6 protein-coding genes are annotated in these 14,853 nt (G+C 45.9%); 4 read left to right on the forward strand and 2 right to left on the reverse strand.

Annotation, left to right across the window (positions count from 1 at the left end):
- Positions 1 to 6 precede the first annotated feature (6 nt).
- Entirely contained in the window at positions 7 to 2,910 is a 2,904-nt protein-coding gene (locus DWX33_RS14415; protein ID WP_122380588.1) for a peptidase M26, read from the reverse strand.
- A 119-nt stretch (positions 2,911 to 3,029) separates the two neighbouring features.
- Complete coding sequence (locus DWX33_RS14420; RefSeq protein WP_122380589.1) at positions 3,030 to 4,739, reverse strand: helix-turn-helix domain-containing protein; 1,710 nt, start codon at positions 4,737 to 4,739, stop codon at positions 3,030 to 3,032.
- 551 nt (positions 4,740 to 5,290) lie between these two features.
- Between DWX33_RS14420 and DWX33_RS14425 the strand changes: the two genes are divergently transcribed.
- The 4 genes from DWX33_RS14425 to DWX33_RS14440 all read left to right on the forward strand — a co-directional run bounded on the left by DWX33_RS14425 (position 5,291) and on the right by DWX33_RS14440 (position 14,841).
- Complete coding sequence (locus DWX33_RS14425; RefSeq protein ID WP_005855923.1) at positions 5,291 to 6,934, forward strand: diphosphate--fructose-6-phosphate 1-phosphotransferase; 1,644 nt, start codon at positions 5,291 to 5,293, stop codon at positions 6,932 to 6,934.
- A 129-nt stretch (positions 6,935 to 7,063) separates the two neighbouring features.
- On the forward strand, positions 7,064 to 9,361 hold the full coding sequence (locus DWX33_RS14430) for a beta-galactosidase (RefSeq protein ID WP_122380590.1): 2,298 nt from the start codon (positions 7,064 to 7,066) through the stop codon (positions 9,359 to 9,361).
- A 381-nt stretch (positions 9,362 to 9,742) separates the two neighbouring features.
- Positions 9,743 to 13,042, forward strand: a complete 3,300-nt coding sequence (locus DWX33_RS14435) for a TonB-dependent receptor (protein WP_122380606.1) — start codon at positions 9,743 to 9,745, stop codon at positions 13,040 to 13,042.
- Between the two features lie 35 nt (positions 13,043 to 13,077).
- Complete coding sequence (locus tag DWX33_RS14440) at positions 13,078 to 14,841, forward strand: RagB/SusD family nutrient uptake outer membrane protein (protein WP_121962351.1); 1,764 nt, start codon at positions 13,078 to 13,080, stop codon at positions 14,839 to 14,841.
- Positions 14,842 to 14,853 lie beyond the last annotated feature (12 nt).

The raw sequence follows: 14,853 nt of genomic DNA on the forward strand, positions 1-14,853 counted from the left end.
GTTTATTTATAAATTAGGTTTATCAAATTGCATCTCGGATTTCTTAGGGATCGGAAAGCTGCCTGTTTCGTTGGATGGTATTTCCCATTTTACATCAAAGTCCCATCCAGTAAAGGTCTTTTCCGACTTTAAGTCTTGTAAGCTGAATATGTTCATAATCACAGGATTCGGTTGCTCTACAGTGCCCAGCATGCAGTAATTCCCAAAATAAGAAACGGATGCGGGAGGTGCGAAAAGATACCAATTCTCCCCGACATTCAAGTTCCTGCCTACCCTTACGTTTGGATTGACAACTCCAATTAGGGCATTGGCTCTTTTATTTGAGCGTCCCATATTTATACAATCGGAGATAAGGCAGCTTTGCTGAAGTTGGCCTACCAAGCCTCCGCTGCTATATTGGCCAATCTCTCCGGCGTTCAAGCATTGTGTGATAACGACGGAGTTTTCCACGAAATCATCAAGAGTGGCCGAAACCGAATTGCCGAAACTGACTAACGCTAGCGCACCTCCCATCAAGGCTACAGCGGGAACACCTTCGGGGAAAGTGATAACTGTAACAAAAAGCAAGGCTGAATTGACCGCGCAACAAACACCACTGACAACCGTATGTAGAACTTCTTCGTTTTTTTTGCTTTTAAGGATCTGTTTGGAGAGCAACCCTCTCTTATAATTCATCGCATCACTATAAATCTGGTGGTTTGCCCCACATTCAAACCATTCTGTTAATGCCTTTCGATTAGACATGAACCTATTTGTCATATCTTTGCTCCTCAGTTTGATGCTTGCGAACGATAGGTTATCTATTTTATTGGCCAGTTTCGTGTCCATGTCTGATTCCAACATGGCGATATCATGGGTAATGACACCTTTCAGCCTCTCTGTTTCTATAATCTCCGGATGACCGTGTGAAATAAGCCCGAATACGCTAAAACCTTCTGATAAAATATCGATATCATTTAAGACGAGGCTAAGTACTGTAAGGGCGCAGTTAACAAGGATTTCTCCGCTTTCTCCCACGATTTTAGCGAAAGGGACAAATCCGACAAGAGTAGACGTCAGCTCGAATGTGGCAAACCCCAAGGATACGCCATCCATGATCGTCCATTTCTTTGCGTCGCCTACCTCGCCGATCATACCACCGAGGTATGAGGAGCCTGATATCGGCGCGAAATTGGAACAATAGTTCATGGCAAGCGTATTCCCTGCCCTTCCTATCATACCACCGGCATATTCATGGTAGGAGGCTACTTCCCCTAGATTCGTGTTAATACCCAACGAGCCGGCAAGGATGGAACCGGCTATTCCTCCGCTATAAGAGGAGGCGATTACTTTATTGAAATTCGCCGTGTTGGTGATGGAGGCCAAGGGAGCGAATCCTAAAATTCCACCAGCGAAGGATGAATTAGCCTCGATCATACCTTCATTATACGATTTATAAGCGCCAAGTTGCGCCTCACCGCATAATCCTCCTATATAACTGTCGCCGTTTATATTCCCCGAGTTCGAGCAAAAACCGATAAACGTGTTATTATAATAAGTTCTCGGCTGGGTAGTTACCAGTGTGCTTCCGATAATTCCCCCTACGCCCCTGCTTCCTTGCACCGTCCCGCTGTTTCGGCTGGAAATGATGGTGCTCAATCCGCTTCCTCCGGCGATCCCGCCCGTTCCTACATTATATATAGAATTGGCAGGAAGGTTTCCGGGAGGAGCGGTTGTGGATGCGGCACCTTTGATAGTGCCATTATTGCTGCATGAATATACATAGAGCGTATCGGCGTACCCAACGATTCCTCCGGCACAATTGTAAGATGCGGTTACCTTGGTATTCCGGTTGTGGGAGTTCGTGATTTGTGTCATTGAGTACACTGTTCCTCCGCCAAGGATTCCTCCTACGGCAATCGCCCCGTTTATAGTGCAATCCTCTACCGAGCAGGAATCTATCCAGAGATTTACGTTCGGGTCTACCATGCCGGCGATCCCGCCTATGGCCATGCCGTCCGTGACTACGCCATCGCTACGGCTTTCGATGGTGGATTTTTTTACTACGCACCCTTTTATAAATGTCTTATTGATGCTTCCCCCCTTGGTGGTAACGGCTCCTACGATAGCCGATAGCGCTCCATAGCCGGTTATGGTGGCTTTCTCGATGGTGAGATTCGAGATGATGGCTTGATTTACGAAGCCGAACAAACTAGCGCCCACGGCGTTTTTATCTAACATTTTCAAATCCCGGATCGTATAGCCGTTGCCGTCATAATAGCCCGTGAAAGGATAACTGGCTGATAATCCGATCTGGTACCAGTTGCCCTCCCAGCCGCATTGGTCATTATAGTTGGCCATGCTAATGTCATTTTGTTGTTCGAAGCAGGTGTAGGAATTAACAAGGTTACCATTGTTGTGGAAGTTGAGGATCGCTTCTTGTATCTTCGCCAAATCATCGGCAGAGGTTATCCGGTACGGATCTTCCGGCGTACCGTTCCCATACAGGCCGATTCGCTCGTCACGGTTGGTTTCGGTGGAGATCCCATTCTCACTGACGGTAATGTAGCACCCCATGCCGAACTCCCCATTCCGCCCGTCAATGTCCGGGCAATCCGATTGGATGGTATATTCCATATATAGTAGCTGGTATTTACCCTCCTTCAGCCCTTTTTCCATAGTGAATAGGGAAGTCCCGGATAATCGCCGGTGCTTGGCTTTCCGTTGGATAATGTTCCCGTCGGGAGTCTTGATGTGGAAAGTCAGGTCTCCATACGTGAAATCTTCGGTTTCTTTCGTGAAACTGATCAGATCGTGTACTCCTTCATAGGTGTCCTCTGTGGAGGCCGGGATATCCGGAATGTTTTTGTCATCCGAACATCCCATCAGAATCAAAAGAAAGAAAAGGAGAAAAAAATAATTTGTCTTCATATATAGTTTGTTTTTAGGATTAACAGATATCGTTTCAATATGCGAATAGTAATCCTAAAAGCTGTCCGTGTGGCGCAAAACATTTGTCCGTGTGGCGCAAGTTTTTGAAATATAGTATTTTAATTTTCTTTTTCTTTCTCCGCAAGTTTTCGATATTCGTTAGGAGACAGGCCATAGCTCTGTCGGAAAAGGCGGTAAAATACCGAGCGGGAAGCGAACCCGGAGTCATAGCATATTTGATCGATCGAGAGGGCGGAGGGAGAGGAGAGCAGTTCGGCGGCATGCTTTAGACGAAAGTCATAAATATATTCGCGGACGGTCATATTCCCGCTGTAAGTACGTACGGCTTCCATCAAGTAGGTACGGTTGGTCCCCAAACGTTGTGCCAGATCATCCCGGTTCAAGGTGGGATCGGTGTATAGCTTTTCTTTTTCCAATAACTCGTTCAAGTTTATGAATAAACGTAATTCCCGGGAAAGATCGTTCTCGGGTATTTGCTTAATGGTTTCCACCGCCTTATTCTCCTGCCGGATCTGTTCCTGTATACGTCTGTAAAGCACTTGATTCTTTGCTTTTAGACATTGGGAATAAATGATATATCCCGCTAGCAAAAGGACAAGGAGCAAGCAACCGGTAAAGGCGGCGAACATCCAGTTCCTTGCGTATTGCCTCTCTTGGTTGAGCCGGTCTACCTCGTAAATAGTCCGTAGTTGATCCATCCGAGAGGCGATATCCAACCGGTTTACCGAGTCTTTCGCCTGTATATACGTATGATAGAGAGATATACAGGACCGGGGATCTCCGGAATGAGCCAGAAGTTCCGCTTTCTTCAACAAATCGTCCATATAGAAAGATAGGTCGCCCTCATGAGCAGCTAACAGGATATCCATATCCTTGATAGCCCCTTGGTAATCTCCTGTCATTTCCCGTAATTCTCGGCGAGCTTCGTAAAAATGCTCATAGGCGTTGGCCGGGATTTGGGGATGAATAAACCGGACTGCCTCATCCAACAATCGTCTCGCCTCTTTTATTTGCCCTTTCTTTAGGAAAGAGAAGGCTTGGAGAGAGCGGGAGGTGACGGGATAATGTCCGGTCGGGTCCACTTTCCCATGCTCGTCTCTCCATTTGACGAGGGCGGCGTAGCTGTCGGCGTAACGGGATATGCGTTCTGTGTCGTTCACCTTCAGGGCGGTCATGAAGAGCCATTCGTAAAGAACGGCCGAGATGTAGAGTACTTGGTTCTCGCCATTCTCGTAAGTGGGGCATATAGCGATCCCTTTTTCCAGCGAGGTGAGGGCTTGGTCGTACAAGCCGAGTTTATAATACATGCTGCCTTGTACCTGCAAGGCCATCGTCATGCCTACCGGTTGTTTAACCTGTTGCGCCGTCTCGAACATGGTTGTGGCTTCCTCACGGGCCTCGTCGAACCGTCTTTGCTTGAACAATCCGGATATAAAAGTATTATAGGTGGAGAAGTAGAAACTGTATTGCTTGGCATTCAATATAAAAGGAAGGCTCTCTCGTGCCTCGATGATAGCCGAATCCACGGAGTAGAAATTAAAGAGGCATTGTATGCGATTCAGCCTTGATCGGCAGATGGCCGGGGTGTCGCACCGGTCGATAGCGTCGTTGAGCGTAGCGTCCCAGTCGGCGATATCGTTGGTGGACATGGCTATACGCATCAGTAGATCATGCTTTTCCTTACCCACGCTCGCTGCGGCCCGTTGTCGCAATGAATCTGTCGGGGGATGTCCTTGCGCTTGTATCTCGTTATGAGACGAGAACAGGCAGATAAGCGATAATAGGAGTGCAAGAGGGCTTTTTCGCATCGAATTTTGTGATTAACTAACGTTAATAGAAGGTGTAAATATACGAAGTCTTTTGTGATAATTAGGTGCAAGTTGATGAATAGTTTACTCTATTGTGCCATTGAAGTAGCCTACAGAGTAAACGGATTAAAAAAATACAATAAAGCATTTGTTTGAAATGGTTTATAACTGGCTTATAATTAGATGGATATAAATTATGATGGAGATTTGAGTAAAACACGTACATGTTTTCGAAAAAACACGACCGTGTTTCTTGAAAATTACGTACGTGTTTTTGGAAAAACACGACCGTGTAAAAAATAGTCAAGTAAAATATACAGTAAGCTACCTGTTTTCTCGTGTTCACTTCATGGTGACACACCCTCTTCTTGTTGAAGGTTGATCGGTTATAATGATGAGGGCAAGTTTACCAGTGATTTCCCGGAAGTTTTTTTCGATGCTATTTTGAATGAACATATCCCCCTTCTCTTTTATTAATACGGATTTTTTTCCTTATATTCGCGTCACTTTTGAACACGTATCAAATAATTTCTAAATAAATCAATTAAGAAATGACAAAGAGTGCATTACAAATCGCAAGAGCAGCTTACCAACCGAAGGTACCCGCTGCGTTGAAAGGTGCAGTGAAAGCCGTTGACGGCGAGTATACTCAATCAGTAGCCGATCAGGAAGAAATCAAGAAATTGTTCCCGAACACTTACGGAATGCCGATCGTTACATTCGAGAAGAGTAACGAGGAGAAGGCTATGCCTGTCATGAACGTTGGTGTGATCCTTTCCGGTGGTCAGGCTCCCGGTGGTCACAACGTGATCGCTGGTTTGTTCGACGGTATCAAGGCTCACAACGCGGATTCTCGTCTGTATGGTTTCATCTTGGGCCCGGGCGGTTTGATCGATCATAAATATATGGAATTGACGGCTGATATTATCGACGAGTACCGTAACACGGGTGGTTTCGATATGATCGGTTCCGGACGTACGAAATTAGAGACGAAAGAGCAATTCGATAAAGGTCTTCAGATCTTGAAAGAGCTTGATATCAAGGCTTTGGTTATTATCGGCGGTGACGATTCTAACACGAACGCTTGCGTATTGGCTGAGTATTACAAGGCTATCGGTGCCGGCGTACAGGTAATCGGTTGCCCGAAGACGATCGACGGTGACTTGAAGAACGCCCAGATCGAGACCTCTTTCGGTTTCGACACGGCTTGCAAGGTTTACTCCGAGGTAATCGGTAACATCCAACGTGACTGTAACTCCGCCCAGAAATACTGGCACTTCATCAAATTGATGGGTCGCTCCGCTTCTCATATCGCTTTGGAGTGCGCTTTGCAGACTCAACCGAACGTTTGTATCATCTCCGAGGAGGTTGAGGAGAAGAATATGTCTTTGGACGATATCGTTACTTACGTGGCTGGTATCGTGGCTAAACGTGCCGCCGAGGGTAATAACTTCGGTACGGTATTGATCCCTGAGGGCTTGATCGAGTTCGTTCCGGCTATGAAACGCTTGATCGCCGAGTTGAACGACTTCTTGGCTAAGCACGACGCTGAGTTCAAGATGATCAAGAAGAGCGAGCAACGTGCTTATATCATCAGCAAGTTGACGAAGGAGAACTCTGATCTGTACGCTTCTCTTCCGGAGGGCGTAGCTCGTCAGTTGTCTTTGGACCGTGACCCGCACGGAAACGTACAGGTTTCTTTGATCGAGACTGAGAAGTTATTGTCTGAGATGGTTGGCAAGAAATTGGCTGAGTGGAAGGCCGAGGGCAAGTACGTAGGCAAGTTCGCCGCACAACACCACTTCTTTGGTTACGAGGGTCGTTGCGCCGCTCCGTCTAACTACGATGCGGACTACTGCTACTCTTTGGGTTACACGGCATCTTGCTTGATCGCCGCCGGTAAGACAGGTTATATGTCTTCCGTACGTAACACGACCGCTCCCGCTGATCAATGGATCGCCGGTGGTATCCCTGTTACTATGATGATGAACATGGAAAAACGTCATGGCGAGATGAAGCCGGTTATCCAGAAGGCTTTGGTTAAGCTTGACGGCGCTCCTTTCAAGGCGTTCGCCGCTAACCGTGACGAGTGGGCTTTGACTACTAGCTATGTATATCCGGGTCCGATCCAGTACTTCGGTCCGACGGAGGTTTGCGACCAGCCGACTAAGACTTTGCAGTTGGAGCAAGCTTAATACAGACTTATACATTATATAATATATAAGCTAGGGAGGATGTCATTTATTTGGCATCCTCTTTTTATTTACATACATTTGCCACGAGATCTTAAACCTAAAAATAAATCTTTATAACACATAGATTCCATGAAAAAGAAAATCGCCTATCTATTGCTCCTTTTGATGCTGATACCTGTCGGCTCGTTCGCCAAGGAGAAACGTACGTTCGAGATCAAGGACGGTCATTTTTATGTAAACGGGAAGGTAACCCCGATCCTCTCGGGTGAGATGCATTACCCTCGTATCCCCCACCAATATTGGCGGCATCGCCTTCGGATGATGCGAGCGATGGGCTTGAATACGGTCGCTACCTATGTCTTCTGGAACCTGCACGAGACGGAACCGGGTAAATGGGATTTCGAGGGAGACAAGAATCTGGCCGAGTATATCCGGATAGCGGGAGAGGAGGGATTGATGGTGATCCTCCGTCCCGGCCCGTACGTATGCGCCGAGTGGGAGTTCGGCGGTTATCCGTGGTGGTTGCAGAATATACCGGGCATGGAGATCCGCCGGGATAACCCGGAGTTCTTGAAACGCACGAAGCTTTATATCGATAAGCTTTACGAGCAGGTCGGCGACTTGCAGGTATCGAAAGGCGGCCCTATCATCATGGTGCAGGCCGAGAACGAGTTCGGCTCTTACGTGGCGCAACGTAAGGATATCCCTTTGGAGGAGCATCGCCGCTACAACGCCAAGATCAAGCGGCAATTGGCGGACGCCGGTTTCAACGTGCCTCTGTTCACCTCGGACGGAAGCTGGTTGTTCGAGGGCGGTTCCACCCCGGGAGCGCTGCCTACGGCGAACGGGGAGAGTAACGTGGAGAACTTGAAAAAGGTGGTGAACGAGTATCACGGGGGAGTAGGCCCGTATATGGTAGCCGAGTTTTATCCCGGCTGGCTGATGCACTGGGCGGAACCATTCCCCGATATAAGCGATTCCGGCATAGCGAGGCAGACGGAGACGTACCTCCAAAACGATGTCTCTTTCAATTTCTATATGGTTCATGGCGGTACGAATTTCGGCTTCACCAGTGGCGCCAATTACGACAAGAAGCATGATATCCAGCCGGATTTGACCAGCTACGACTACGACGCCCCGATCAGCGAGGCGGGTTGGGTAACCCCGAAGTTCGACTCGATCCGCAACGTGATCCGGAAATACGTCACCTATGACGTCTCCGAGGCTCCGGCCCCTATACCGCTGATCGAGATCCCGTCGATCTCCTTGACGAAGGTAGCCGATGTGTTGGCCTTGGCGAAAGAAGGGGAACCGGTAGCGTCTCCGACACCTCTCACGTTCGAGCAATTGAACCAAGGATACGGCTACGTCTTGTACTCAACCCATTTCAACCAACCCCTGAAAGGCCGTCTGGAGATACCGGGCTTGCGTGATTACGCTACGATCTACGTGGATGGCGAGCGTGTCGGCGAGTTAAACCGTTGTTTCAACCAATATGCGATGGAGATCGATATCCCGTTCAACGCTACCTTGGACATCTTGGTGGAGAACATGGGGCGTATCAATTATGGCGAGGAGATCGTCCGCAATACGAAGGGGATCATCAGCCCGGTCAAGATTAACGGCAGCGAGATATCGGACTGGAAGATGTACAAGCTCCCGATGGACCGGATGCCGGCTTTGGCCTCCGGCGAACCTTATGTCTATAAGAATGGCTCGCCCGAGGTAGCGGCGTTGGGGAATAAGCCGGTTCTCTACGAGGGAACCTTCCACCTGTCCGATACCGGCGATACGTTTATCGATATGGAGGATTGGGGAAAGGGCATTATTTTCATCAATGGCATCAATATCGGTCGCTATTGGTACGCCGGCCCTCAGCAAACGCTTTACATACCGGGCGTATGGCTGAACAAAGGAGAGAACAAAATCGTTATTTATGAGCAGCTGAATAATGACCGGAAGTCGAGTGTACGGACGGTCAAGACTCCTGTCTTGACAAAACTAAAGAAAATTACAGCCATGGAGAAAAAGAATCGTTTGATGGAAAAAACAGTAAGCCCGTTTAGCGTGGATGAGACGATGCGGCGGATCGAGGAGATTATCAAGTCTCAAGGAGGTTCCGTGTTCGCCATGTTCGATCATGGGCGAAACGCTAGCGAGGTAGGGATGAAGCTGCCTCCGAATAAGGTGATCGTCTTCGGCTCGCCGAAAGTCGGGACTTTATTGATGCAGCAAGATCCGTCTATCTCTTTGGAGCTGCCGCTACGTATCTCCGTTTGGGAAGATGCGGACGGCAAGGTTTGGATTGGTTCCCCGAATCTGGAGACGATCGCCTCCGAATACGGGATGGAAAACAGCGGCGTCATCGAGAAGATGCAAGAGGCCGTAACGAATATCGTGAGTAAATCGATAGCCGGCAGCCGGTAAGGCTCACGGATCTAATGCGATAAGAGCTTAGGAGGATGTCGGTAAAACGGCGTCCTCTTTTCTTTTATATGGCCCAAGAGGCTCATTTACCGTGCTGTAGATTGATAATAAGGTTTAAAAGTCTTCGGAAAAATTAGGAATAGATTGTATTTTTTTCTGCGGTTTTTAACATATTGTTGATTCTTGTGAAGGTGTCTTTTTGTTAACAAGAATAAGCCTTATTGGGTCTATAATAGCTATTTGTACGAACACATATCCGCAAGTTCAAGGGAATGTGAAAAAAATATGCATACTATTGTTGTTTATTAAGAATAATAATTTATATTTGTACCCGTATCCGAAGAGTGGATATAATTATTAATGTTAACCTATTTTTGTGTTATGATGAACAAACAGTTGGCTTTTGTTAAAAGCGGGCTGGGTTTGGCACTTTGTTTCCTTATGGTCGGTGCGGGTGTAACCCCTCCAATCCACGCGTCTAACGCGAATGTGTCCATCTCCCAACAAGCTAAGAAAGTTACCGGTACGGTAACTGACGCAAAGGGTGAACCCCTTTTGGGTGTAAATGTTGTAGTAAAAGGTACTACAAACGGTACGATTACCGACCTTGACGGTAAGTATTCCTTGGAAGTTGAGCCCAACTCCATTTTAGTCGTTTCCTACATTGGTTATGTATCTCAGCAAATTCCTGCTTCGGGAGAAGTGGTAAATGTGACTTTGAAAGAAGATACGCAAAACCTTGATGAGGTAGTAGTAGTAGGTTACGGTACGCAGCAGAAGAAAGATATCACAGGCTCCGTGGCAGTAGTCGATACGAAAGACCTTTTGGCATCTTCCGGATCTTCCGCTACCCAGCAGTTGCAAGGTAAGGCTGCCGGTGTATATATCGGTCAGTCAGGTTCCCCCGGTTCCCAGTCTATGGTTCGTATTCGTGGTATCAATACGGTTAATGATAATGGTCCGTTGTACGTAATTGATGGCGTATCAACACGTAACCAAGATTTAAGCTCCTTGAACCCGAACGATATCGAGAGTATGCAGGTATTGAAGGATGCCTCCTCCGCCGCTATCTATGGTGCGCAGGCGGCCAATGGTGTTATCTTGATTACGACGAAAAAAGGTACCCGATCCGGTCAACCTAAATTGACTTATGATGGATATGTCGGTGTTCAGAAAACAGGCAAGCGCTATGACGTTTTGAATTCTATGGATCGTGTGAACTTGGAATGGGACGCAAAGGCTAGTAACTATGCATTGTTAGGTTCCAATGAACTTCCTTCACACGTGCAATTCGGAACAGGTGAACGTCCTTCTATTCCTAATTATTTGACGCAAGCTGGTGCGGGTGGTCGTACGGATATTAATCCCGGCGATTATAATTACCCGGGTACGACTTATGCGCCGTTCTCTGACACAAATTGGTGGGATGAGGTAGACCGTGCGGCTATGATTCAAAACCATCAAGTTGGCTTATCTGGTGGTACTGAAAAGGGACAATATAATTTAAGTGCGAATTACTTCAAGCAAGATGGTACGGTTATTGATTCTTACTACCAGAGATATCAAGTACGTGCTAACACCTCTTTCAATGTTCGTGATTGGTTACGGGTAGGAGAGAATTTAACTTATGCGTTTACGAAAGATAATGGCTTGAACTCTAGCGGCGCTGAGAGTAATCCATATTCTTGGACTTATCGTGCTTCTCCTTATGTACCGGTATATGATATCGCAGGTAATTTTGCCGGTTCAAAATTCGCTGGAACGGGTAACTTCCAGAACCCGGTTGCCAATCAAAAGAGAAATAAGGATAATTACTATACACATAACCGCGTATTTGGTAACCTATGGGCAGAGGCCGATATTATCAAGGGATTAACTTTTAGAACGAATTTCGGTTTGGACTATACGAATGGTTATTATTATCGTATGGAAAAGAAGAACCCTGAGTTTTCTGAGTCAATGGGCCAAAACAATTTTGAAGAGCAATCTGATTTTAATTATCGTTGGGTTTGGACTAATACTTTGACTTACGACAAGACATTCAATGAGGTTCATAAATTGACTGTCTTGCTTGGTACCGAGGCTATTCGTGATGGTTTGGGACGTACGCTGAAAGGTCGTCGTTACAATTATTTGTACGAGGATAATACGAATACTTGGGAGTTGAATATGGGTGAGAATAACGCACAACGTATCGCAGAATCAAAATATAAAGGTGAATTTGCCTTGTTTGGTCTGTTTGGGCGTGTAGATTACGCTTATAATAATAAGTATCTGTTGACAGGTATTATCCGTCGTGATGGTGTCTCTCGTTTCTCGGAGAATAATCGTTACGGTGTATTCCCTTCTATCTCTGCTGGTTGGCGTATCTCTGAAGAGGCTTTTATGGAGAAAACAAAAGACTGGTTAGATGACTTGAAGCTTCGTTTTGGCTTTGGTGTTACCGGTAACTCAGAAGTGCCTCGTATTACGAACTTCGCCTACGAATATAGAACATTGCCAAAGAAAACAAACTATGACTTTACGGGTTCTAATACCTCTACCTCTTTAGGTTATCGTTTGGATAAATTTGGTAACGAGGATACGAAATGGGAGACCACCCAAATGTTTAATGTCGGTTTGGATGGAACATTCTTGAACGGCAAATTCGGTGCCGGATTGGAGTGGTACTATAAGAAAACGACAGATATGTTGATTGCGGCTCAATATTCCGCTTTGGCTGGTGAATCTTCAAAACCGTACATCAACTTTGGTGATATGAAGAATACGGGTGTTGACTTCAACTTCAACTATCGAGACAGTAAGGGCGATTGGTCATGGGATTTCTCTTTGAACCTATCTCATTATAAGAATGAGGTTGTTAAGATCTCTGAGGCTGATGATGCTTCTATGTGGGGAGGCGGTACACGTATCTCTGGTAATGTAACTCGTACGACAAAGGGACATGCTATCTCTGAGTTCTATGGATATAAGGTGAATGGATTCTATGAGAACGTAGATGAAGTACTTGCGTTACCTCCTTTGGGACAAGAAGTGAAAAGTGCGGAGGACGCTAAGGCTTGGGTCGGTAAGTTTAAATTCGCTGATACAGATGGAAATGGTAAGTTGGATGGAAATGACCGCACCTTTATCGGTTCTCCTCATCCTGACTTGATCGCCGGTTTGAACGCTACTGTAACGTGGAAAAACTGGGATTTGACGGCATTTTTCTACTCAACGATCGGAAATGATTTGTTCAACAATACGAAATACTTTACTGATTTCTGGTTATTCGAGGGTAATAAATCTTCTCGCATGAGAGATTTGTCTTGGAAACCGGGTGCTGACAATAGCAAAGCAGTCTTACCTGTTTTGGATTATCTTGATACCTATTCCGGAACAAACTCTAGCTCATACTATGTAGAAAATGCTTCTTTCGTGAAATTGAAGAATTTGGTTCTCGGTTATACATTTCCGAAGGAGTTGATGAAGAAGGCTACAATCTCTAATTTACGTATTTATGTGCAAGCGGAGAACTTATTCACCATTACAGGGTATGATGGTTTGGATCCCGAGTATACAAATGCGGAAATGAAAGATGTGGATGACAACGGTGTCGGTGCTGACTTGAAGAGAGGTATTGATATGGGCGGTTGGCCTTCAACAAGACGTTTCTTGTTTGGTGTAAACTTTGCGTTCTAAGGTGTGTATGTTTTAATTTAATTTAAAGAATCATTATGAAAAGTAAATATATTTTGGCGATAGGCTGTCTTGCTGCGCTTTCATTTAGTTCTTGCGGCGATGACTTCTTGGGGAAAGAACCTCAGGGAGCATTGACACCGGACGCTCTAGCCAATCCAACGGGTGTGGAATTGTTAACTGTTAGTGCCTATGCAGGCTTGGCTGTTCCGGTGGATGGTTATGATCCTTATCAAGCATCTCCATTTAACTGGGTATGGGGTGGTATTTATGGTGGTGACGCCAATAAAGGTTCCGACCCGGGTGACCAATCCGTGGTGAATGAGATAGAGATGTATAATACTCTGTCTACTAATGGCTATATAGCGCAGAAGTGGGCGTGGGTTTATGTAATGGCTAAACGAGTGAACTTAGCTCTTCAAGCTTGGCAAGGCGCTGAAGGTATGCCGGGTATGAGCGATACCGATCGTAAAAGCCGCTATGGTGAGTTGAAGTTCTTGCGTGCATTGGCTTATTTTGAGGGAATTCGTGTGTTTGGTCCATTTATTCCTTGGGTTGATGAGACCTATACGGAGAATGATCCTAAAGTACATAATGATATTAATATTTATGATAATGTATTGAAGGATATTGACGATGCGATCGCTAATCTTCCGGAAACTCAGACTGAAGTTGGTCGTGCGAATGTTTGGGCTGCGAAAGCATTAAAAGGTAAAATCTTAATGCATAAAGGAGACATCGCTGCCGCGAAAACTGTTTTAGCTGATGTCGTGAATAATGGTACAACCAGTAGTGGGGCAGCTTATGGATTGGAGGACGATTTGGATAACAACTTCAATGCGCTGACTGAGAATGGTAAAGAGGCTATTTTCTCTGTTCAATATTCTGCTGCTGACGAAAACACTGGTGGTGCTCCTTTCTGTCTGAATTATCCGCATAACTCAGGTCCCGGTGGATGCTGTGGTTTCTATCAACCTTCTTTCGAATTAGTGAACTCTTTCCAAGTGGACGCGCAAGGTTTACCTTATTTGAATGGTGAATATAGAAATAAAGCGACTGTTTCAAGAAAAGGTACGGGAACAAATGAGCCATTTGTCGTAACAGATAATAGTATTGCGGTAGACCCTCGTTTGGATTTTGCTGTAGGTCGTTATGGAATCCCTTACAAAGATTGGGGTATGCCTAAGGATGACTGGGTTCGTAATCCTGTAAATGGTGGTATCTTTATGCCGAAGAAACACGTGTTTAGTAAGGCGGAAGAGGCCGCTGGCATGAAGAACTTATTTAATGGTTGGGCACCGGGGTCTGCTATGAATATGCAATATCTTAGTGTACGTGATATTAAATTGTTGTACGCTGAAGCTTTAGCTGACGCTGGTCAATTGTCTGAGGCGATGGCACAAGTTAATGATGTTCGTAGACGTGCTGCTTTGGATGTGAATATTATTAAGTTAGAAAACGGTCAAGCGGCCGCAAACTATAAGGTCGCTGAATATCCTACGTCGCATGCGGCTTTCACAAGCAAAGATGTTTGTATCAAGGCGATCCGTATGGAGCGTAAGCTTGAGTTGGCGATGGAAGGTGAACGTTGGTTCGACTTGGTTCGTTGGGGTGGTGATGTAATGTCCTCAGAGTTGAGCGCTTATATCAATTACGAAAAGCAATATATTCCGAAATTTGCGGCAGCCTCTGTGCTTCCTGCGGCAAAGACTATGCTTCCTGTTCCTGATGACCAAGTATTGACCATGGGTAACGACGAGAACGGCAAGCCTTATTTGGTTCAGCCGGATGCTTGGAAGTAAGAGTTGTTGAAA

The organism is Parabacteroides sp. AF19-14 (assembly GCF_003635485.1).
Taxonomy (GTDB): Bacteria; Bacteroidota; Bacteroidia; order Bacteroidales; family Tannerellaceae; genus Parabacteroides; species Parabacteroides distasonis.